Annotated in this window: 19 protein-coding genes; 5 read left to right on the forward strand and 14 right to left on the reverse strand. The window is 64.9% G+C overall.

Annotated elements, in window-relative coordinates:
* Nucleotide 1 precedes the first annotated feature (1 nt).
* From ASF84_RS25190 to ASF84_RS25200, 3 genes are read right to left on the reverse strand one after another with little or no spacing between them, the layout of a single operon-like run.
* Nucleotides 2–202 (reverse strand): DUF1656 domain-containing protein, encoded by a 201-nt coding sequence (locus tag ASF84_RS25190; RefSeq protein WP_056841622.1) that lies wholly within the window; start codon nt 200–202, stop codon nt 2–4.
* Entirely contained in the window at nt 192–2,375 is a 2,184-nt protein-coding gene (locus tag ASF84_RS25195) for an FUSC family protein (RefSeq protein WP_056841623.1), read from the reverse strand. The genes ASF84_RS25190 and ASF84_RS25195 overlap by 11 nt, the downstream gene beginning before the upstream one ends.
* A gap of 59 nt (nt 2,376–2,434) precedes the next feature.
* Entirely contained in the window at nt 2,435–3,901 is a 1,467-nt protein-coding gene (locus ASF84_RS25200) for an efflux transporter outer membrane subunit (RefSeq protein ID WP_056841624.1), read from the reverse strand.
* 197 nt (nt 3,902–4,098) lie between these two features.
* Here ASF84_RS25200 and ASF84_RS25205 point away from each other — a divergent pair, with 197 nt between their 5' ends.
* Both ASF84_RS25205 and ASF84_RS25210 read left to right on the forward strand, forming a co-directional pair.
* Nucleotides 4,099–5,037: a LysR family transcriptional regulator gene (locus tag ASF84_RS25205; RefSeq protein ID WP_056841625.1), complete on the forward strand. Its 939-nt coding sequence runs from the start codon at nt 4,099–4,101 to the stop codon at nt 5,035–5,037.
* Between the two features lie 96 nt (nt 5,038–5,133).
* Complete coding sequence (locus tag ASF84_RS25210; RefSeq protein ID WP_056841626.1) at nt 5,134–6,108, forward strand: 2-hydroxyacid dehydrogenase; 975 nt, start codon at nt 5,134–5,136, stop codon at nt 6,106–6,108.
* Nucleotides 6,109–6,325: 217 nt separating this feature from the next.
* On the opposite strand, the gene ASF84_RS25215 is transcribed toward ASF84_RS25210, so the two are convergent.
* Nucleotides 6,326–7,228 (reverse strand): DMT family transporter, encoded by a 903-nt coding sequence (locus ASF84_RS25215; RefSeq protein WP_056841627.1) that lies wholly within the window; start codon nt 7,226–7,228, stop codon nt 6,326–6,328.
* A gap of 133 nt (nt 7,229–7,361) precedes the next feature.
* Here ASF84_RS25215 and ASF84_RS25220 point away from each other — a divergent pair, with 133 nt between their 5' ends.
* Nucleotides 7,362–8,252, forward strand: a complete 891-nt coding sequence (locus ASF84_RS25220) for a helix-turn-helix domain-containing protein (RefSeq protein ID WP_056841628.1) — start codon at nt 7,362–7,364, stop codon at nt 8,250–8,252.
* Here the strand turns inward: ASF84_RS25220 and ASF84_RS25225 are convergent.
* The 3 genes from ASF84_RS25225 to ASF84_RS25235 are packed head-to-tail and all read right to left on the reverse strand — an operon-like array spanning nt 8,227 to nt 10,480.
* On the reverse strand, nt 8,227–8,547 hold the full coding sequence (locus tag ASF84_RS25225) for a DUF3325 domain-containing protein (protein WP_056841629.1): 321 nt from the start codon (nt 8,545–8,547) through the stop codon (nt 8,227–8,229). The two genes, ASF84_RS25220 and ASF84_RS25225, sit on opposite strands and share 26 nt — an antisense overlap.
* Nucleotides 8,547–10,136 carry a PepSY-associated TM helix domain-containing protein gene (locus ASF84_RS25230; RefSeq protein WP_056841630.1) on the reverse strand — a complete coding sequence of 530 codons (1,590 nt, stop codon included), beginning with the start codon at nt 10,134–10,136 and terminating at the stop codon, nt 8,547–8,549. The genes ASF84_RS25225 and ASF84_RS25230 overlap by 1 nt, the downstream gene beginning before the upstream one ends.
* Entirely contained in the window at nt 10,133–10,480 is a 348-nt protein-coding gene (locus tag ASF84_RS25235; RefSeq protein ID WP_056841631.1) for a DUF3649 domain-containing protein, read from the reverse strand. The genes ASF84_RS25230 and ASF84_RS25235 overlap by 4 nt, the downstream gene beginning before the upstream one ends.
* A gap of 131 nt (nt 10,481–10,611) precedes the next feature.
* Here ASF84_RS25235 and ASF84_RS25240 point away from each other — a divergent pair, with 131 nt between their 5' ends.
* Together ASF84_RS25240 and ASF84_RS25245 are read left to right on the forward strand one after the other, a co-directional pair.
* Nucleotides 10,612–11,115 (forward strand): sigma-70 family RNA polymerase sigma factor, encoded by a 504-nt coding sequence (locus ASF84_RS25240; RefSeq protein WP_056841632.1) that lies wholly within the window; start codon nt 10,612–10,614, stop codon nt 11,113–11,115.
* Nucleotides 11,116–11,122: 7 nt separating this feature from the next.
* Nucleotides 11,123–12,091 carry a FecR domain-containing protein gene (locus tag ASF84_RS25245; RefSeq protein ID WP_056841633.1) on the forward strand — a complete coding sequence of 323 codons (969 nt, stop codon included), beginning with the start codon at nt 11,123–11,125 and terminating at the stop codon, nt 12,089–12,091.
* Nucleotides 12,092–12,350: 259 nt separating this feature from the next.
* Here the strand turns inward: ASF84_RS25245 and ASF84_RS25250 are convergent, their stop codons facing one another.
* The 7 genes from ASF84_RS25250 to pqqF form a co-directional block, all read right to left on the reverse strand.
* The gene (locus ASF84_RS25250; protein WP_056841634.1) at nt 12,351–14,183 is read right to left on the reverse strand and encodes a S9 family peptidase; all 1,833 of its coding nucleotides are present in this window, start codon (nt 14,181–14,183) and stop codon (nt 12,351–12,353) included.
* On the reverse strand, nt 14,146–15,300 hold the full coding sequence (gene pqqE, locus ASF84_RS25255; RefSeq protein WP_056841635.1) for a pyrroloquinoline quinone biosynthesis protein PqqE: 1,155 nt from the start codon (nt 15,298–15,300) through the stop codon (nt 14,146–14,148). Before pqqE ends, ASF84_RS25250 begins: the two co-directional genes overlap by 38 nt.
* Nucleotides 15,293–15,577: a pyrroloquinoline quinone biosynthesis peptide chaperone PqqD gene (gene pqqD, locus ASF84_RS25260; RefSeq protein WP_056841636.1), complete on the reverse strand. Its 285-nt coding sequence runs from the start codon at nt 15,575–15,577 to the stop codon at nt 15,293–15,295. Before pqqD ends, pqqE begins: the two co-directional genes overlap by 8 nt.
* Nucleotides 15,574–16,329 carry a pyrroloquinoline-quinone synthase PqqC gene (pqqC, locus tag ASF84_RS25265; RefSeq protein WP_056841800.1) on the reverse strand — a complete coding sequence of 252 codons (756 nt, stop codon included), beginning with the start codon at nt 16,327–16,329 and terminating at the stop codon, nt 15,574–15,576. Before pqqC ends, pqqD begins: the two co-directional genes overlap by 4 nt.
* A gap of 9 nt (nt 16,330–16,338) precedes the next feature.
* Nucleotides 16,339–17,250 (reverse strand): pyrroloquinoline quinone biosynthesis protein PqqB, encoded by a 912-nt coding sequence (pqqB, locus tag ASF84_RS25270; protein WP_056841637.1) that lies wholly within the window; start codon nt 17,248–17,250, stop codon nt 16,339–16,341.
* 65 nt (nt 17,251–17,315) lie between these two features.
* Nucleotides 17,316–17,387 carry a pyrroloquinoline quinone precursor peptide PqqA gene (gene pqqA / locus ASF84_RS28805; RefSeq protein WP_003243383.1) on the reverse strand — a complete coding sequence of 24 codons (72 nt, stop codon included), beginning with the start codon at nt 17,385–17,387 and terminating at the stop codon, nt 17,316–17,318.
* Nucleotides 17,388–17,447: 60 nt separating this feature from the next.
* Nucleotides 17,448–19,661 carry a pyrroloquinoline quinone biosynthesis protein PqqF gene (gene pqqF, locus ASF84_RS25275; RefSeq protein ID WP_056841638.1) on the reverse strand — a complete coding sequence of 738 codons (2,214 nt, stop codon included), beginning with the start codon at nt 19,659–19,661 and terminating at the stop codon, nt 17,448–17,450.
* Nucleotides 19,662–19,776: the final 115 nt, after the last annotated feature.

Consider the following 19,776-nt stretch of genomic DNA (forward strand, 5'->3'; position numbering starts at 1 on the left):
CTCAACGGTAAAGGGGCAGCGCCAGGGCGCTGAATAGGCAGACAAAAAGACTCAGGCGCAACAACGCCGGGTGCCAGAACAGGCGGTACAGGTCCAGGCCCGACAACAGCCGGTCCAGCGCCCAGGCCAGCAGCAGGGCCAATACAAACATCAGGCTCATGGTCGGCAGGTACAGGCCGTGAATGGCTATTTCACGCGGCATGCGCGGCGTCTCCTCGTGCCTTCGTGCCACAGGCCGCCAGTGGCGACTGCGGGTCCAGCAGGCAGGTACGGATGAAGTGCAGGTAGCTCTCGACCCGGCGCAACGGCGAGGTATCGAAGTGCGAGGCAAAGGGCTCTTCGGTCTGGCGCACCCGGCCGATGGCCCGTTCGACGGCGGCCTGGCTGCGCCTGAGATTGCGCGTATCGGGCTGGATGAACAGACGGATCAACGAGCGGCCCATGACCCGGATCGACACCCGCCAGGCGCGGTGTTCGGCATAGCTGGGGTGCACCGGCAGCAGGGCCTGCTCACGGCGTAGCTCGATGATGGCGTGGCCGATTTCCAGCACCACGAACATCCAGCGCAGCACCTGACGCTGCACCTCGGGCTGGCCGGCGGCCAGCGTGTCGGCCTGGTGCATCACGTCGCGGGTCTGGCTTTCGAAACTCGATCCCAGCCGTGCCAATGGCGCGCTGATGGCAAACACCACCTGGCGACGCAGGTCAGCCTCCAGGTGCCGCCACATCCAGCGGCTGTTGGGCGGCAGGATGATGGCCCCGGCAGCGGCGCACAGCAGCATGCCGATGACCATCGACAGGTATTCGTTGATGAACAGGCTCGGGTCGTAGCGGGTGAGGTTGTCCGGCAGCGCGCCCATGCAGAAAAACAGCATCAGCCCCAGCCCATAGCCGGCCCAGCGCGCCCTTGAGGACAGGAAGGTGCCGACCACCAACACCGGCGCCAGCACCAGGCACAGCAAGGGAAAGCCGTCGATACGCGGGTAGATCACAAAGGTTTCGACAAAACCGAACAGGGCCGCGAGCAGTGTGCCGCCGGCCATCTGCAACGACATGCGCCACGGGTTGGCATTCATCGACGACAGGGCCACGGTGATTGCCGACACCAGAATCATCGTGGCACCACTGGGCCAGGCGGTCAGCACCCACCAGGCGCTCATCAACCCCACCACCAGCGTGGCGCGCACCCCGGCGCCGAGCACGGCCATGCCATGGGTGCGGTTGACGAAAGGCTCTTCCCATTGTTCGCGTACATGGTTGTGATCGGCGAGCGACGCATGGGTCAGCGCGTAGTTGTGCAGCTCGCAGGCCAGCCGGTACAGCAGCTCGAACGTGGTATGAAAATCCAGGCGCTCGGCGTCACTGGGGCCGCCCTCTTCCAGCGTTCGGCGCCACTGGCGCACCAGGGGCGGCCACTGGTTTTTCCAGTGTTCCAGACGCAGCGCCAGACGCGCGGCATCTTCCAGGTTCAAGGCGTGGTCGGCGCAGTGCTCCAGCACGGACACCAGGCTGGCCAACCCTGGTTCAAGCTGTTGCAACACCCGTTGCGGGGGCTGGCTGCGCAGCCTTTCAAGCAACTGATGCAGCGCATTGAAACGCGTGGTGATGGCCATGAATTCGCTGTTGAGGCGATTGAGCCGGCCATTGCGCCGGCGCATGGACGGGTCTTCGAACAGGGTGACGCTGCGCAGCCCTTCAAGGCCAATGGCCTCGGCGACGAACTGCAGGTTGCAGGCTTCAAAGGCCGACTGTGGATGGCCGGCGCGCAAGCCGTCGACCACAAACCGCGCATAGCGGCCGAAGCGCTGGAACAGCGTGTTGCGCATCGCGGCACTGGCGCTCTGCGGCAGGATCGCGGCGCTGACGACAGTGGCGCAGGCGATGCCGAGTGCGATTTCCAGCACCCGCCATACCGCCGCCATGAAGGCACCCTCAGGGTGCGCCAGCGCCGGCAGGCCGATCAGGGCGGCGGTGTAGCCGGCAAGCACGAAGGCATAGGCGCGAAAGTTGCGAAACCGCGCCGCGCCCGCTGCACACAGGCCCACCCACAGCGCCAGGCAGCCGAGAAACGGCACCGAGTCCTGGCCGAACAAGGCCATTAGCTGCACCATCATCGTCGAGCCGGCCAGGGTGCCGAGCAAACGATAGAAGCTCTTGGCGAACACCTGCCCGCTTTGCGGCTGCATGACCAGCACCACGGTGATCACTGCGATCCGCGGCTGCGGCAGCTCCAGGCGCAAGGCCAGCCAATAGGTGGTGAAGGCCGCCAGCAGGACCTTGGCGATGTACACCCAGGTCACGCCATCGCTGCGCAGCCAGGCCTGGTACTCACGCCGCCAGGGCAAGGTGATCAGGCGTTGCAGGGCAAGGTTCATGTGTGCTCTCCGTAGAAAAATCACCCGCTGTCGCAAAACACACACCGGCAAGCGCGCTCCTACCGGGGTTGCAGGGTCGGTTCGGGCGGGGTGTCGGCGCCCGCCTGCAAGCCGCCGCCCAGCGCCACCACCAGCCCGGCATAGGCTTGCAACCGCGCCGCTTCGACCTGTTGCTGGATGTCCTGCTGGCGCCACAGTTGGGTCTGTGCCTGGAGCACGTCCAGGTAGTCGACCAGCCCACGCTGCCAGGCCAGGCGCGCCAGTTCGCAATTGTTGTGGGCGGCGGCCACCGACTCACGGGCCAGGGCCTGCTGGGTGTCCAGCGATTGGCGACGCAGCAGTTGATCGGCAACGTCTTGCAGCGCGCTGACCAGCGTCTGCTGGTAATGCGCCACGGCCAGGTCATAGCCGGCGCTGGCCTGACCGAGTTCGGCACGCAGGCGACCGCCGTCCAATAGCGGCAGGCTCAAGGCGGGGCCGGCGTTCCAGGCCAGCTTGCGCCCAGCCAGAAACCCCAGCAGGTTGCCGCCGGTGGCCATGTAGCCGAGGCTGGCGGTCAGGTCGACATTGGGGTAGAAGCCGGCCTGTGCCACCTCGATGCCCCGGGCCTGGGCCGCCACCTGCCAGCGGCTGGCGACCACATCCGGGCGCTGACCCAGCCATTGCGCCGGCAGGGCGGCCGGCAAAGAGAGCGGCTGCTGCAAGGCCAGGGCCGGACGCTGGAGCTGTTCGCCCTGTTGCGGTGCCAGCCCGGCCAGGGCTGCCAGTTGATGTTGGTGCAGGGTGATCGCCTCATGCAGCGCATCGATCTGCCGATGGGTTTCCGGCAAGGGTGCCTGGGCCTGGCTGACCTCCAGTTGGGTGCCGATGCCCGCCGCCAGGCGCCGCCGGGCCAGTTCAAGGATCTGCGTCTGTTGCTCAAGGGTCGATTCGAGAATGTCCAGCCGGGCATGCTGCAGGGCCAGCTGGATATAGGCGCGCACCACATTGGCCTGCAAGGCCAGTTGCGCCTGGCGCTGTTCGGCGGCACGCTGGTGCGCCAGGTCCATGGCCTGCTCACTGGCGCTGCGTTCGCGCCCCCACAGGTCCAGGTCCAGGCTCAGGGCCAGCCCGGCACTGTTGTCCCAGGTGCGGCTCTCGGCCAGGTCGCCGGGGCCATAAAAACCGTCGTCAGGCCACTGGCGGCGTGCGGCCCGGCCACTGGCGTCAACCTGCAACGCCTCGCGCGACTCGACCCGGCCGGCCATGGCCTGCGCTTCACGCACACGGGCGGCAGCGGCGGCCAGGCTCGGGCTGCCCTGCCCGGCCCGTTCGACCCAGGCATCGAGTTGCGGATCGCCATAGGCACGCCACCACTGCACACGTGGCCAGCCGGCGTCGCGCTGCGCCAGTTCGATGGCCAGGTCTTGCGTGGGCAAATGCTCGGTATGAGGCGCAATGCCCCGTTGGGAAATACAGCCGCCGATCAAGATGGAGATTGCCAGGACACTGAGGGCCTTGGCCCCCCTGATGATGCGACGCAGCACGGTTGCAGGTTCCCGAAGGCAATGACGCGGCTAGAAGTGCTGCGATTCTAGGCGGCGCCCAAGGTGGCGATAAGCGGGGCCGAATGTGAATCTTTGTTACAGATTCAGAGATAATCGCTGTCGTCGGGATGGACAGGGAGCGGTAACTTCATGTCACAATTTGCCAACCGTGACCGTCGTACCCTCCAGAGATCACCATGGACACCCTGCAAAACATGCGCGCCTTCAGTTGTGTGGCGCAAGCAGGCAGTTTTACTGCGGCTGCCATACAACTGGACACCACCACTGCCAATATCTCGCGAGCCGTCTCCAATCTGGAGGCGCACCTGCAGACCCGCCTGCTCAACCGCACCACACGGCGCATTGCCCTGACCGAGGCCGGCAAGCGCTACCTGCAACGCTGCGAGCAGATCCTGGCGTATGTCGAAGAAGCCGAGGCCGAGGCCAGCGACGCCCATGCGCGCCCGGCCGGGCAGCTCAAGGTGCATTCGATGCCGGGAGTCGGCCAGCATTACGTGATCGATGCCATCGCCCGCTACCGCAGCGAGCACCAGGATGTGTCGTTCGACCTGACGCTGACCAACCGGGTGCCGGACCTGCTCGAAGACGGCTATGACGTGTCCATCGTGCTGGCCAGCGAACTGCCCGACTCGGGCTTTGTGTCGCAGCGCCTGGGCATCACCTACAGCATCGTCTGTGCCTCGCCGTCCTACATCAAGGCCCGCGGCATGGCGCACAAGCCGGCCGAATTGCTGACGCACGCCTGCCTGCGCCTGGTCAGTCCAGTGTTCCCGCTGGACAAATGGCAGTTCAACGGCCCCGAAGGCCAGGAAACCGTGACCCTCAACCATTCGCCGTTCCTGGTCAACTCCGCCGAAGCGATGAAGACCGCCATTGCCAGCGGCATGGGTGTCGGCATCCTGCCGATCTATTCGGCCATCGACGGCCTGCGCGACGGCACGCTGGTGCGGGTGCTGCCGCGCTATCGCTTCCAGGAACTGAACCTGTATGCGGTGTACCCGTCGCGCCAGTACCTGGATGCCAAGATCAAGACCTGGGTCGAATACCTGCGCAGCACCCTGCCGGACATCCTCGCCGCCGATGAAGCCGACCTGCAGGCGCACACCCTTGCATAGCCTGGCCTGGACAGTTGTACGACAAGAAAACGGCTGACCGATCAGGAGCGAAATGTTAGCGTGCTACTCATTCATCCGGTCAAGAGTGACAGCACAATGAAAAAAACCGTACTCGCCTTCAGCCGTGTCAATCCGCAAATGGCTGAGCGCCTGGCGCAGGACTTCAACGTGATCGTGCCCGATCCGAAGCATGGCGACATCAACGCGCAGTTCAACGAAGCGCTACCCGAGTCCCACGGACTGATCGGCTCGGGCCGCAAGCTGGGCCGCGAGCAACTGGCCGGCGCGAAGCACCTCGAAGTGGTTTCAAGCATTTCGGTAGGCTACGACAACTACGATGTCGACTACCTCACCGAGCGCGGCATCCTGCTGACCAACACCCCGGACGTGCTGACCGAAAGCACCGCTGACCTGGGCTTTTCGCTGATCATGAGCAGTGCCCGCCGCGTCGCTGAGCTGGACGCCTACACCAAGGCCGGCAACTGGAAACGCAGCATCGAGCCGCCGCATTTTGGCACCGACGTTTACGGCAAGACCCTGGGCATCGTCGGCATGGGCAATATCGGCGCCGCCGTGGCCCGTCGCGGCCGCCTGGGTTTCAACATGCCGATCCTGTACAGCGGCAACAGCCGCAAGACCGCGCTGGAACAGGAACTGGGCGCGCAGTTCCGCAGCCTGGAGCAACTGCTGGCCGAGGCTGATTTTGTCTGCCTGGTGGTGCCGTTGAGCGATAAGACCCATCACCTGATCGGCGCGCGCGAACTGGCGCTGATGAAGCCTGGCGCCATCCTGGTCAATATTTCCCGTGGCCCGGTGGTCGACGAGCCGGCCCTGATCCAGGCCTTGCAGAACGGCACGATTCGCGGCGCCGGCCTGGATGTGTACGAAAAAGAGCCGCTGTCCGACTCGCCGCTGTTCCAGCTCAGCAACGCCGTGACCCTGCCGCACATCGGCTCGGCCACCCATGAAACCCGTCAGGCAATGGCGGACCTGGCCTGCACCAACCTGCGCAGCGCCCTGCTGGGCGAGCGCCCGCAGAACCTGGTCAACACCCAGGCCTGGAAAGGCTGATTCACCGGTTGGCAAGCGCGCTGCCCGGTGCCGGCGCGCGCTTGCCTGGTGTAGGAGCGCGCTTGCCCGCGACCGAGTGCGTAGCGCTCGCAAAATCTGTGCAACGCCACAGATTGATGACTGTGAATACCTTCAGAGCTCTGCGAAACGCCACAATTTTACGACTGCTAACGCAGCCGGTCGCGGGCAAGCGCGCTCCTACGCAGGGCCGTCGTCATTACGCCAGTTTTCCTTGTCCGGTTTGCGGCAGTGCACGCGGTTTTCTGAACACCAGCACATTGCCCAGCATCACCAGCACCAGCCCGAACAGTGCCGGCAGTGTCCATTGGTAGCCTTCGACAAACACCGAGATATTCAGCGCCACCACCGGAAACAGCACGGTGCAGTAGGCCGCGCGTTCCGGGCCCATGCGCCCGACCAGCGTCAGGTAGGCGGTGAAGGCAATCACTGAACCGGGGATGACCAGGTACAGCAGCGAGCCGACATAACGGGTGTTCCATTCAAACTGCAGCGGCACGTCACTGACCAGGCAATACAGGCTCAACAGCAGTGCGCCGTAGAGCATGCCCCAGGCATTGGTGGTCAGCGGCCGCAGGCCGGCTTTCTGTTGCAGGCTCGACAGCAGGTTGCCAGCCGAGAAACACAGCGTGCCGATCAGTGCCAGGCCAAGGCCCAGCAGGGTTTCGCGACTGGCGGTGTGGCCGGCCAGTTCCGGCCAGAACAGGCACGCCAGCCCGGCCATGCCGAGGGCGGCGCCGAGCAGGACATTGCGGGCGATACGCTGGCCGAAGAACACCCGGGCATTGAGCGCATTCCACAGCGTGGAGGTGGAAAACACCACGGCGATCAGGCCGCTGGGAATCCACTGGCTGGCCGTGTAGAAGCACAGGAAGTTCAGGCAGAACAGGCACAGGCCCTGCGCCATGCAGATAAGCTGGCCACGCCGGTTCATCGGTTGCAGCTGGCGGGTAAGCAACAGCGCCACAAACAGCACCAGCGCCGCCAGGCCGAAACGGTAGGCGATCGACAGCGCAATGGCGACTTCGCCCAGTTGCAGTTTCAGGGCAATCCAGGTGGTGCCCCAGATCACGACAGTAAGCAGATAAAGCGAGAGGTTCATGATGCGGCTCCTGATGAGCCTTGAGTCTGCTGCGCCGCCTGCCCGGCCGCTTGCACAATCTTGCGCATTTGCACCGGGCAGCGCTGGCAAACGGCCTTTGGCGGCGTAGGATGGAGCCGTCAGAGGAACCACCATGTCCGCGCTCGAATCCATCCAGGTCTTCCAATGCCTGAACAGCTCACCCCACGCCCGCCTGGAGCAGAGCGCCCTGCTGGGTGATGGTCTGATCGCCGCGCAGTGGAACAACCATCACGACATTCGTGAATACCACTCGCCCACACACCACACCCTGTCGTGCTACATCGCCGACGGCACCGGTACGTTCCGCCGCGACCAGCCCGACCAGAAAGGCGCACCCGGCAAGCTGTGCGTGCTGCCGGCCGGGCACGAATCGGCGTGGGTCATCAACGGGGAAATCCGCCTGGCGCACCTGTACGTCAGTCCCGAGCAGTTCGCCCAGGGCTGCGTCACCCTGCTCGACCGCGAGCCTCGCGAGTTGCAATTGCGGGAAAACACCTTTCTGGACGATGCCCGCCAGACCGAGCGTTTTCGCCACCTGATCAACCTCAACTGGCATGAACCGGGCGAGCGCCTGCTGACCAGCAGCCTGGCCCATGAAATGCTCAGCCATGCCCTGCTCAGTCAGGTCGGGCTGCGCGACGGCCTGCGCCTCAAGGGTGGCCTGGCGCCGCATGCAAGGCGGCGGCTGGTGGCGTTCATCGAGGCCAACCTGAGTGAAGCCCTGAGCCTGGGTCAACTGGCCGGGCTGTGCGCCTTGTCGGAATACCATTTTGCCCGGATGTTCCGTGAAAGCTTCGGCCTGCCGCCACACCGCTATGTGCTGGCCCGGCGGCTGGAGCGTGCTCGCCAGTTGCTGCGCGAGACGCTGCAGCCGTTGGGCGACATTGCCCTGGAGTGCGGATTTGCCAGCGCCAGTCATTTCACCAATCGTTTTCGCCAGCACATGGGCGCCACACCGGGGGACTATCGCGGCGTGTTCACAGCCACGCCGCCAGCGGGCTGAGCAGCAGCGCGGCACCGGCCAGGCCCAGCACCCAGCGCGGTCGGTAAGGCAGCAGGAACACCAGCAATACCGCACTGGCCATCAGCACCGCGCTCCACTTCACCAGGCCTAAGGTCCAGCCTTCGGCACTGACCGCCGCCCAGGCCGATACGCACAGCAGCAGCCAGCCAACGACCTTGAGCACACGCCGGCGGCGCAGGCTCGGCTTGCCGGCCAGCAGGTCGCTGTAGTGGCGCTCCATCGACAGGCACAGCGCGGTAAAACCGCCATAGCACAACAGGGCAGGCAGCAGCATCAGTTGACCTCCTGCACAGTCACCTGGGTGGCATTGTCCTGGACCTCTTTGCGGGTCGGCTTGACCACAACCGGTCGCTGGCGAAATTTCCAGGCAGCCCGGCCCAGCAGCAATCCGGTGCCGAGTGCGGTCAGGTCGAAGCTGGCCAGCACCCAGTCGCCGGCGCGCAGTGATGCCATCAGGTACTCCCGACTGGTGAGCAGGTCCAGCACCGGCAGGCCGGCGAACAACAGCGCGCCACTGCCCAACTGTTCACGCCAGGCTGTCTGCCCCTTGCGCAGCAGCGCATGCAGCACCGACAGCCCCCAGACCACGAAGAACGCCCGCACCTCCCAGTGCTCGCGCCCGGCCAGGCCCGCCGGCAGCAGGCGGTTGGCCCAGAACACGGCGGCCACAGCCATCATCAGCCCGGCCATGCTGGCGATGTTCAGCACCTGCACCAGGCGCAACTCGAACGGCAGTACACCGGCCTTGGCATGCTTGAGCGCCCGCTTGCCCAGCCACATCACCAGCCCGGTACCGATCATGGCCGTGCCGGCGATGCCGAAAATGAAGTACAGCCAGCGCAGCAGCGGTCCGGCGAACTGGCCCATGTGCAGGTCGTAGAAAGCCTCGGTCACCACCGCAGGCACCGCCTTGTCCGGCGAGCTGTCCGATTGCAGTGCACCGCTGCTGGCGCTGAAGGTCAGGATGTCGCCGCTGGGCCTGACCACACGGTCGTGGGTGTCGCGGTAGATCAGCACCGAGGCACTGGCATCGCCGGGGTTGTTGATGATGAGCCGCCCGATCCGGTTTTCACCCCAGCGCTCGTCGGCCTGCGGCACCAGTGAGTCGAAGGCGACCATGGGTGCCGGTACGTTCTGTGGTTTCGGGTTTACAAGGGACGGATAGAGTTCGTCGTAATAAGCCCGTGTGTCGCTGCCGTAGGTGCTCAGCAGGCTCGCCGGCATGACCATCGACATGAAGAACAGCAGGCTGCTGTAGGTAATCATCAGGTGGAACGGCAAGACCAGGATGCCCAGCGCGTTATGCCCGTCCAGCCATGAACGCTGGCCCTTGCCCGGCCGGAAGGTGAAGAACTCCTTGAAAACCTTCTTGTGCACAATGATGCCGGTGATCAGCGCGATGAACATGACCATGGCCGCGATCGTGGCCAGCCAGCGCCCCCAGGGGTACGGCATTTCCAGCTGGTAATGAAAGCGGTAGAAGAAATCACCGCCCCGGGTCTTGCGCGCCTCGACCTCGGCCCCGGTGCGGGCATCCAGGGTCTTGCGCTCGAACTTGCCGCGCTCGCCCGGCTTGCCCGGCATCATCGAGATGACCCCGAGGCCCGGCTCGCGGGCATCGGGCAGGTTGATGACCCAGCGTGAAGCGGTGGGCGCGTTGCGTTGCAGGTAGTCCTGGGCCAGGCGCACGCTGTTTTGCGCATCCAGCGTATGGGCGGTGACTTCCGGGGTCATCCAGTGGGTGATCTCGGCCCTGAAGTACGACAGTGTGCCGGTCAGGAAAATGGCAAACAGCAACCAGCCGAAGATCAGCCCCAGCCAGGTGTGCAGCCAGGCCATCGCCTGGCGAAAGCCCTCTTTCATGGCAGCCACCGGTCACAGCCGTAGGCGGCGCCCAGCAAGGCGCAGGGCAGCAACACACCACTCCAGGCCCGCCAGGCCGTGCGGCAGGCAAAACACCAGATAAACGCCCCCAGGTAGGCCAGGAACGACAGCATCATGCCGGTCATCACCGCCTCGGCACGCGGCAACGGCACCCACCGGGTGATGCACACGCTGAACAGCGAAGCCAGCAGGTAGCCCCCGAAGGTGGCGGCCATGAAACGCGAGGCCACGGCCAGGCGATAGGCCAGCGAAACACCCGCTGGCCTGACCTTGGGCTTGCGACCCGTAGAGGATGTAGAAGAAGGGGTAACCGTGCCGTCCATCGGGAGACTCGCGATTGACAATCAGAAAAGGAAGAAAGTGACGCCAATAGTAATGATAAATATTCTCACGCGCAAAAGACTCTGCCAGAATTGGCGCCCTCTTCTACCCACGTCGTGGATCGCACCCCGCCATGCCCACCGCCCAGCCTGCCGTGTACCCGACCGTCGAAGGCCTGTATCAGGCGCATCATTCCTGGCTGACCACCTGGCTGCGCCGGCGCCTGGGCTGCCCCGACAACGCCGCTGACCTGGCGCAGGACACCTTCGTCAAGGTGCTGATGGCGCGTGATACGCCGCAGTTGATCGAGCCACGGGCGTTCCTGACCACCATCGCCAAGCGGGTGCTGAGCAACCATTACCGCCGTCAGGACCTGGAGCGCGCCTGGTATCAGGCCCTGGCCGAGCTGCCTGAAAGCGTGGCGCCGTCCGAAGAGGAGCGGGCGATCATCTTCGAGACCCTGGTCGAGCTGGACCGCTTGCTCGACGGCTTGCCCCTGCCGGTCAAGCGGGCTTTTGTGCTGTCGCAGGTCGATGGCCTCAGCCACGGCGAAATTGCTGCGCAACTGGGGATCTCCATCGCCACGGTCAAGCGCCATCTGAACAAGGCCGCTCTGCGTTGCTATTTCGCCCTGTGAACCGGTCATGAACGAGTCGCTGAACAAATCCGATATCGCCCCTGCCGTGGCGCGTCAGGCCGTGGCCTGGCTGATCGAGATGCAGGAAGGCACCCTCAGCGCCTCGCGCCAGCACGCCTGGCAGCAATGGTTGAACGGCCATGCCGAGCACCAGCGGGCGTGGGCGCATATCCAGCGGGTCAATCAACGCCTGAGCGGTCTGTCTTCGCCGTTGGCCCATGCGGCACTCGGCGCCCCCAAGTCGGCCGGGCGTCGACATGCTGTCAAATTGCTGGTGCTGCTGGGGGTGGGCGGTACGCTGGGCTGGAATCTGCGCGACGAGCAGGCCATGCAATCGTTGCTGGCCGACTACAGCAGCGGCGTGGGCGAGCGACGCCAGGTGGCGCTGGACGACGGCAGCCGGCTGCAACTCAATACCGCCAGCGCCGTGGATGTGCGCTTCGACGGCCAACAGCGTTTGATTCGCCTGCTGCAGGGCGAAATCCTCATGACCGCCGCCGCTGACCCGCGTCCGCTCGAGCTGCTGACCGGCGAAGGCCGGATTCAGGCGGGCAGCACGGCCAGCCGTTTCAACCTGCGCCAGCTGCAAGGCCGCACGCACCTGGCGCTGCTGGAAGGCACTGTGCAGTTGCAACCGGCGGCACACACCGGCGCCGCGCTGGTGCTGCAAGCGCGCCAGCAGGTGAGCTTCGACCGCCATGCCTGGGACCGCGTGCAAGCGCTGGATGCCGGCAGCGGTGCCTGGACCGACGGCCTGCTGGTGGCCTCGCGCATGCGCTTGGCGGACTTTCTTCAAGAACTGGGCCGTTATCGCCATGGCCGCCTGAAATGCGATGACCGGGTCGCCGACCTGCTGATTTCCGGCAGCTACCCGCTGGCCGACAGCGAGCGCATCCTGGACATGCTGGAAGTGGCCTTGCCGGTGAAGGTGCAGCGCCTGACCCGGTATTGGGTGACGGTGCAGGCCAGGGCGTAGGGCCTACGCAAGAGGTGTTGAGTCTGCACCGGCCCTTTCGCTCATCAAGCACAAAGCAAGTTATCGGTTTTACTGGATTTAAAATTCACACCCGTAGGAGCCCGCTTGCCGGCGACCGGCTGCGCAGCAGTCGTAAATTTGTGGCGTTTCGCAGATTTTGCGAGCGCTACGCACTCGGTCGCGGTGGTCCGGCATTCCGGCAAGCGCGCTCCGAGTGACCCCGCTGTCCTTGCAATCCGTAGTGGACCTGATGGGTTGCTCAAGGCCTCGGCGCCATGATGTTTCGGTAGAACTGCCATTCCTTTTCCAGCGCATCGGCCTGGTTGGCCGGCTGGCGAAAGCCGTGGCGCTCATCGGGGTAGAAGTGCCCTTCGGCGGCAATGCTCTGCGCCTGCACGGCGTCGAGCATGTCGCGGGTCTGGGCCGGCACCACCACCGCGTCCAGTTCACCCTGGAAGAAAATCACCGGCACCTTGATGCGCCCGGCATGCAGCAACGGCGTGCGGGCGTGGTAACGCTCGACCTCGGTGTGCGGGTCGCCGATCAGCCAGTCCAGGTAATCGCCTTCGAACTTGTGTGTGGCCCTGCTCAAGGCCAGCGGGTCGCTGACACCGTAATGGCTGGCGCCAGCGCGAAACACCTTATGGAACGCCAGGGCGCACAGCACCGTGTAGCCACCGGCACTGCCGCCGCGGATAAACGCCCGTTGCGGGTCGATCAGGCCCTGCCCGGCCAGATGACCCACCACGGCGCAGGCATCCTCGACGTCCGCCACGCCCCATTGCGCGTGCAGGCTTTGTCGATAAGCGCGGCCATAGCCACTGCTGCCGCGGTAGTTAAGGTCGACCACGGCAAAGCCGCGCTGGGTCCAGAACTGGATCCGTGGTTCGAACACCGGATAACAGGCCGAGGTCGGACCGCCATGCACGAACACCAGCAACGGCGCCGGGCCCTCGGCGTTCAGCGCCGGATAGAAGAACGCATGGGCCTGGGCACCGCCGCTGGGATAGCTCATCGCCTGCGGACGGCTGATCGCCGCTGCGGGTAACGGCGAGACCCCGCCGGCCAGCACCTGCACCGCCTGATCGGCACGCGAAATGGCCAGCACCGCCGACGGTCGCGTGCCTGAAGCCGCGATGCAATAGATAAATGCCTCGTCGAGCGCCAGGTTGCGGAAACGGCTGAACTCGCCACTGAGGTCTGCGCTCGTGCCATCAGCAAACTGCCGGCGCAGTTGCCCTGCACCGTTATCCAGGCAGCAGGCCAGGTAACCGCCGTCCAGCGGCAGCCAGGTGCAACTGCCCAATTGCCAGGGCGCGGACGCATGGTCGGCCTCGACCGCCGGCAAGGGCACAAACCCCGAGCCAGACTCGCCCCACGGCTGCCAGAACCCATTCAGGTCGCTCAGGCAATGCAGTACACCCCGGGCATCGAAGCGCGGCTGTTGCAGGGATTGGTCATCGTGATCACCGGCGATGCAGCGTGGCGCTGACCATTGGCCGTCATCGCCACGCTTGGCGACCATCAGCCGGGTGCAGGTCCACGGCTGATGCGGGCGCTGCCACTCGACCCAGGCCAGGCGCCTGCCATCGACACTGACAACCGGCGCGGCATAGAAATCAACGCCTTCGGCCAGCACCTGACGCTCACCGGCAGGCAGGCCCAAGGCGACGATTCGATGCACCGCGCCCTCCTCTTCCACCGCCAGCACCTGGCCGTGTGCGAAGGACAGCCCGCCATAACGCCGTTCGCCTTGGGTCAGGGCCTGCGGGGCGCTGTCATCGAGGGGTTGGCGATATAGCTGCTGGTCGCGGTCATTGACGAATATCGCGCTGTCAGCGGCCAGGCAGAAGGCGCCGCCGCCGTATTCATAGACCCGGCTGCGCACGCTGAAACCCGGCGGTGTAAGGCAATGCGTCTGCCCGGCGTGCCGGCGCCAGAGGCGACAGGTGCCGTCTTCAGGGTGCAGTTGAATCCAGAACACGCCGTGCGCGTTGACCTCCAGTTCAGCGAAGTCGATACCGGCAGCGACCGCCTGTGCGGCGCTGAGCGGTTCAGGATGAGCGGGCGATGAGGCGAGAATTTCGTTCATTGCGAAAGGCCAGTTGCTCGATGGTCAGGGAGGTGGTCTCGGCGTCGTCCCGGGCCTGGGTGATAAGCCCGTGATGCGCCGACTTGCTGCACACCGGGTCAGCATTGCTGGCGTCGCCGGTGAGCATGAAGGCCTGGCAGCGACAGCCGCCGAAGTCCTTTTCTTTCTCGTCACAGGAGCGGCACGGCTCGGGCATCCATTCGTAGCCACGGAAGCGGTTGAAGCCGAACGACTCATACCAGATGTGCTGCAGGCTGTGCTCGCGCACGTTGGGAAAAGCGATCGGCATCTGTCGTGCGCCATGGCACGGCAACGCGGTGCCGTCCGGGGTCACGGTCAGAAACAGATTGCCCCAGCCGTTCATGCACGCCTTGGGACGCTCTTCATAGTAGTCGGGGGTGACAAAGATCAGCTTGCACGGATGGTTTTCGGCTTGCAGGCGGGCGCGGTACTCATTGGTGACCGCTTCGGCACGCACCAGTTGTGCCTTGGTCGGCAGCAGGCCGACACGATTCAGTTGTGCCCAGCCATAGAACTGACAGGTCGCCAGCTCGACGAAGTCGGCTTCCAGGGCCAGGCACAGCTCGATGATGCGGTCGGTGCGGTCGATGTTATGCCGGTGGGTGACGAAGTTCAGCACCATCGGGTAGCCGTGCTTCTTCACCGCACGGGCCATGTCCAGCTTCTGCGCGAAGGCTTTCCTGGAACCTGCGAGCATGTTGTTCACCTGCTCGTCACTGGCCTGGAAACTGATCTGGATATGGTCGAGCCCGGCCTGCTTGAAGTCGATGATCTTCTGCTCGGTCAGGCCAATGCCCGAGGTGATCAGGTTGGTGTAATAGCCCAGCCGGCGCGCCTCGGCGATCAGTTCGGCGAGGTCCTGACGCACCAGCGGCTCACCGCCGGAAAAGCCGATCTGCGCGGCGCCCATCTCGCGGGCCTCGGCCATGACCTTGAACCACTGCGTGGTGCTCAATTCCTCACCTTGCCGGGCAAAATCCAGCGGGTTGGAGCAGTACGGGCATTGCAGCGGGCAGCGGTAGGTCAGCTCGGCCAGCAGCCACAGCGGCAGGCCCACCGGGGGCGTGGGCGGTACATCCGGCCTGAGGTCAGTCAAGGGTGATCCAGTGCTTGTGCTCGGCCACCTGCATGAACTCCACCACGTCGGTGCCCAGTTCGGGCACGTCGGGGAAGCGCGCCTGCAAGGCCTGGATGATGTCGGCGACCGTGCGCTGGCCATCGACCTGTTCGCCGATCAGGCCGGCGCTTTCGTTGAGCTTGATCATGCCTTCAGGGTACAGCAGCACATGGCCTTTTTGCGCCGGCTCGTACTGGAACCGATAGCCGCGCTGCCAGTGCGGCGTGAGGCTGCGATCGAACGATGCGTCACTCATGGGGCGATCCCTTTATGCCAGACACGTTGATGGGTGACGCTGTGATAGGGCGGGCGCTTGAGCTCATAGGCCATGCTCATGGCGTCGAGCATGCTCCACTGGATGTCGAGCTTGAACTGCAGGATTTCCAGCATGTGCTGCTGCCCTTCCCAAGTGGTGTAGTGCTCAAGCGTAATGGCCAGCCCGTGCTCGACATCGCGGCGGGCCTGGCCCAGGCGGGTGCGAAAGTAGTCATAGCCGGCCGGGTCGATCCACGGGTAATGCGCCGGCCAGCTGTCCAGGCGTGACTGGTGGATCTGCGGCGCGAACAGTTCGGTCAGCGAACTGCTGGCCGCTTCCTGCCAACTGGCGCGGCGGGCGAAGTTGACGTAGGCATCGACCGCAAAGCGCACGCCGGGCAGCACCAGTTCTTGCGAGCGCAACTGGTCCGGGTCCAGCCCCACCGCCTGGCCCAGGCGCAGCCAGGCTTCGATACCGCCGTCTTCGCCGGGTGCGCCGTCGTGGTCGAGCAAGCGCTGGATCCACTCGCGGCGTATTTCGCGGTCCGGGCAATTGGCGAGGATCGCCGCATCCTTGAGCGGAATATTCACCTGGTAGTAAAAGCGATTGGCAACCCAGCCCTGGATCTGCTCGCGGCTGGCACGGCCTTCGTACATCGCCACATGGTAAGGGTGATGAATGTGGTAGTAGGCGCCCTTGGCACGCAGGGCCTGTTCGAATTCAGCGGGGGTCAGGGCCGTGGCCTGGGTCATGGTCATGTCCTAAAGCGCGAGGCTCATGCCGTCGAATGCGACCTCTACCTGGCGCCGTGCCAGTTCGGCGCGCTGTGGCGAGTCTTCGTCGAGGATCGGGTTGGTGTTGTTGATGTGGATCAGCACCTTGCGCTGCTGCGGGAAGCCTTCAAGCACCTCCAGCATGCCGCCCGGACCGCTCTGGGCCAGGTGGCCCATTTCGCGACCGGTGCGGGTGCCGACGCCGCGCTGTTGCATCTCGTCGTCGTGCCACAGCGTGCCATCGACCAGCAGGCAGTCGGCGCTGTGCATCTTCTCGCGCAGCGCCGCATCCACCTGGCCCAGGCCCGGCGCATAGAACAGCGTGCCGCCGGTACGGACGTCCTCGACCAGCAGGCCGATGTTGTCACCGGGGTGCGGGTCGAAACGGTGCGGCGAATACGGCGGTGCGGCGCTGCGCAGGGCAAACGGCTTGAAGCGCAGGTTCGGGCAGGCCGGGATGGTGAACGGGGCCTGCAAGTCGATGCGGTGCCATTGCAGGCCGCCGTTCCAGTGCTTGAGCATTTCGAACAGCGGGAAACCGGTGCTCAGGTCCTGATGAACCATCTCGGTGCACCACACCTGATGCGGGCAGCCCTCGCGCAGGCTCAAAAGCCCCGTCGTGTGGTCGATCTGGCTGTCCATCAAGACGATGGCGCTGATGCCGGTGTCGCGCAGCGCCCGGCCCGGTTGCATCGGGGCAAAACCCTGCAGTTGCGCGCGGATATCCGGCGAGGCGTTGCACAGCACCCAGTTGACCCCGTCATCGGACAAGGCAATCGACGACTGGGTGCGCGCCGTGGCCCGCAGGCTGCCATCGCGAAAGCCGGCGCAATTGGCGCAGTTGCAGTTCCACTGGGGAAAGCCGCCACCGGCGGCCGATCCTAGAATCTGGATGAACATGGAGGTTCCGGGCCATCAGGAAAACGAAAAAGCCCCGGCGAACCGAGGCTTGTTGAAGCACAGACTCAACGGTTGGCGAAGTACATGGTGACTTCGAAACCGATGCGCAGATCAGTGTAGGCAGGCTTGGTCCACATAACAGACTCCTTGGTTGGGGTGGGTGTCGTAAGGTTTAGTCCGCTGATTGGCGCAGACGTTCATGCTCGGTAATGTTTTGATATGACCTGACTGGCGATGACCCATGCACCGCCATCACCCCTGCGCAACTGCCCGGCGGCATGGACCAAGGCATCGCTGTCCAGCGCGTCCAGCGCCAGAGCCAACTCATCAAGATAGCCGGCCCCGCGCCCCGCCAGGTGCGCCTGCCATTGCCACTCGCGGGTCTGCTCGTCATCCATGCCCAGTTGATCGAGCAGCGCCTGGCGTTGGGCAGGCAGATCGGCGGCCATGATCAAGGCGGGCAGGTCGTGGATGAACGCCTGGATATGGACCCGCAGTTCAGCGACCGGAGTGGCGGGTGACTGCACGCCGAACAGCAGGCCGGTGTGCCCGTCCAGTTGCCGCAGGCTGCTGAACACCGCATAACCCAGTTGCAGATCGACCCGCAGGCGCTGGTAAAAAGGCGCTTGCAACAGGTGGGCGAGCAGACGCCAGGCCGCTTCGTCGCGCAGGGTGGACGAAGGCGTCGGGCAAAACAGCAGCAGCGCGTGTTCTGATGATTCGCATGGCTCAACGTGCCAATGCTGCCCGGGCCGTGGCGCGGGCACGGCATGAGGCGCAGCGGCCGGCTGGCCGGGCATGTGCCGGAGCAGTTCGCCGAGCGCCTTGTGGTCATTCAGGTCCAGTGCCAGAGAGGTCCAGCGTGAGGCTGACCACAGCGCTTGCACGTCATCGCCGGCCGGCGATGGGCGCGCGTCGGGGTAAAGCTCGGGCAAGCGTTTGAGCAACTGGCGGATGGGCATCAATGCCGGTGCCGGCCGGGCGACGCTATCGGCGGAGCGCAGGTTATCCAGCGCTTGCCGGGCCACGGCGAGCAGCGGCGCCTGCAAACCGCCAAGCCGCAGTTGCCAGCTGTCGGCCTCGGCGCTGAATTGCAAGCGCACCCCGGCCTGGCGGGCCTGTTCGCGCAAGCCTTCAAGACCGGCGTCGAGCCTGCGCCACAGCGCCGGGTGCGCGCCGGACAAGCGCCAGTGCAGGTAGAGACTGACAGATCGGTGGTCGATAATCGGGATATTCAGAAACGGATTGGCGAGCGGCAGAGGCCAGTCGCTGGCGGGCACCGTTACCAGCGGCACAGGCCATAACAGCACATCGGGGCTCAGTTTTCCGAGCAGTACGCGCAAGGCTTGTTGGCCGGGCTCACTCAAGTCAGCCGGCTGGCGTTCGCTCAAGTGCCGGGCCAGGGTCAGGGCGCTGCCGGTCTGCCACTGGCGCTGGTGCAGCAGGCGGTATTGCTCGACCCGCTGCGGCCAGTGCCCGGCAAAAAACCTCAGCCAATCGAAAAAGCGCGCGGCGGTATCAGCGCTCGCCGGATGGCATTCGATCTCCAGCAGTAACTGGCCCTGGAAGTGATAGCGTGCCGTGGCCTTGAAGCCTTCGATGCCGTGCAACCAATGGCAGAGAAACGCCACCGCTTCATCGCTGCCAACGGGCAGGTCTTCGCAGGCAAACAGCAGGTGCAGGCGTTGCGGGTCCGGCGGCGAACACGGTACTGAGGTGTGGCCGAGCAATGGCGGCGCTGGCCGTTGCAGGCCGCGCGTACCGATGGCGAACAGCGCACCGTAGCGCTCGCCCAGCCGGCGCAGCGTTGCCAATGACTGCGGGCCGCTCAGGCACAGGGTCATCTGTGCGCCTTGATAGAACTGCCGATGAAAAGCCCACAGGTCGCGCTGGAAGGCCGGGTTCGGCACCGGCAGGCTATAACGGTTGCCGGCATGGAAGCCGCGCAGCGGGTGGGCCGGGTTGAGCGGTTGCAGCAGGTGATGCTGATGACATGACTCGGCGTCGCGTGCCCAGGCGATGAACTCGGCATGCAGCACTTCGCGTTCGCGACACTGCTCGGCCACGGCCAGGCGCGGGTGGGCGAGCATGTCGCACAAACGCTCAAGGCCCGGCTCGAACACGGCAGGCGCCAGCTCAAAGAAATAGTCGGTGGCGCGTTCGCGGGTGCTGGCGTTGAGCTGCCCGCCGTGGCGCTGCACAAAGGCCATCAAACCGTCCTCGCGACTGAATCGCTCGGTGCCGAGAAACAGCAGATGCTCGAGAAAATGCGCCAGCCCAGGCCAGGCCGGTGGTGCATCATGACTGCCCGCCATCACCCGCAGCGCCGCCGCACTGCGGGTCAGCCACGGTGCGTGGCAGAGCATCAGGTTCAGGCCATTGGACAAGGTCAGGCGTTCGATACGGGGCATGCGTCCTCGGGGTTTGATGTGCACGGGGCAACGGCCTTCACGGTAATGACTGGCTGCCCTGGCAGCAACCACCGGCGGACGGTAAACATTTTTCACATTTGCTGAGCCGTTTTGC

This window comes from Pseudomonas sp. Leaf127, assembly GCF_001423155.1.
In the GTDB taxonomy this organism is placed as follows: domain Bacteria; phylum Pseudomonadota; class Gammaproteobacteria; order Pseudomonadales; family Pseudomonadaceae; genus Aquipseudomonas; species Aquipseudomonas ovata.

Excerpts from the sequence above, each read along its gene's own strand:
- pqqB (WP_056841637.1), bottom strand. The coding sequence starts at position 17,250 with ATGTTCATCCAGATTCTAGGATCGGCCGCCGGTGGCGGCTTTCCCCAG.
- ASF84_RS25245 (WP_056841633.1), top strand. The coding sequence starts at position 11,123 with ATGAACGAGTCGCTGAACAAATCCGATATCGCCCCTGCCGTGGCGCGT.
- ASF84_RS25220 (WP_056841628.1), top strand. The coding sequence starts at position 7,362 with ATGTCCGCGCTCGAATCCATCCAGGTCTTCCAATGCCTGAACAGCTCA.
- ASF84_RS25210 (WP_056841626.1), top strand. The coding sequence starts at position 5,134 with ATGAAAAAAACCGTACTCGCCTTCAGCCGTGTCAATCCGCAAATGGCT.
- ASF84_RS25230 (WP_056841630.1), bottom strand. The coding sequence starts at position 10,136 with ATGAAAGAGGGCTTTCGCCAGGCGATGGCCTGGCTGCACACCTGGCTG.
- pqqF (WP_056841638.1), bottom strand. The coding sequence starts at position 19,661 with ATGCCCCGTATCGAACGCCTGACCTTGTCCAATGGCCTGAACCTGATG.
- ASF84_RS25190 (WP_056841622.1), bottom strand. The coding sequence starts at position 202 with ATGCCGCGTGAAATAGCCATTCACGGCCTGTACCTGCCGACCATGAGC.
- pqqC (WP_056841800.1), bottom strand. The coding sequence starts at position 16,329 with ATGACCCAGGCCACGGCCCTGACCCCCGCTGAATTCGAACAGGCCCTG.
- ASF84_RS25240 (WP_056841632.1), top strand. The coding sequence starts at position 10,612 with ATGCCCACCGCCCAGCCTGCCGTGTACCCGACCGTCGAAGGCCTGTAT.
- ASF84_RS25225 (WP_056841629.1), bottom strand. The coding sequence starts at position 8,547 with ATGCTGCTGCCTGCCCTGTTGTGCTATGGCGGTTTTACCGCGCTGTGC.
- ASF84_RS25195 (WP_056841623.1), bottom strand. The coding sequence starts at position 2,375 with ATGAACCTTGCCCTGCAACGCCTGATCACCTTGCCCTGGCGGCGTGAG.
- pqqD (WP_056841636.1), bottom strand. The coding sequence starts at position 15,577 with ATGAGTGACGCATCGTTCGATCGCAGCCTCACGCCGCACTGGCAGCGC.
- ASF84_RS25215 (WP_056841627.1), bottom strand. The coding sequence starts at position 7,228 with ATGAACCTCTCGCTTTATCTGCTTACTGTCGTGATCTGGGGCACCACC.
- ASF84_RS25235 (WP_056841631.1), bottom strand. The coding sequence starts at position 10,480 with ATGGACGGCACGGTTACCCCTTCTTCTACATCCTCTACGGGTCGCAAG.
- ASF84_RS25205 (WP_056841625.1), top strand. The coding sequence starts at position 4,099 with ATGGACACCCTGCAAAACATGCGCGCCTTCAGTTGTGTGGCGCAAGCA.
- ASF84_RS25250 (WP_056841634.1), bottom strand. The coding sequence starts at position 14,183 with ATGAACGAAATTCTCGCCTCATCGCCCGCTCATCCTGAACCGCTCAGC.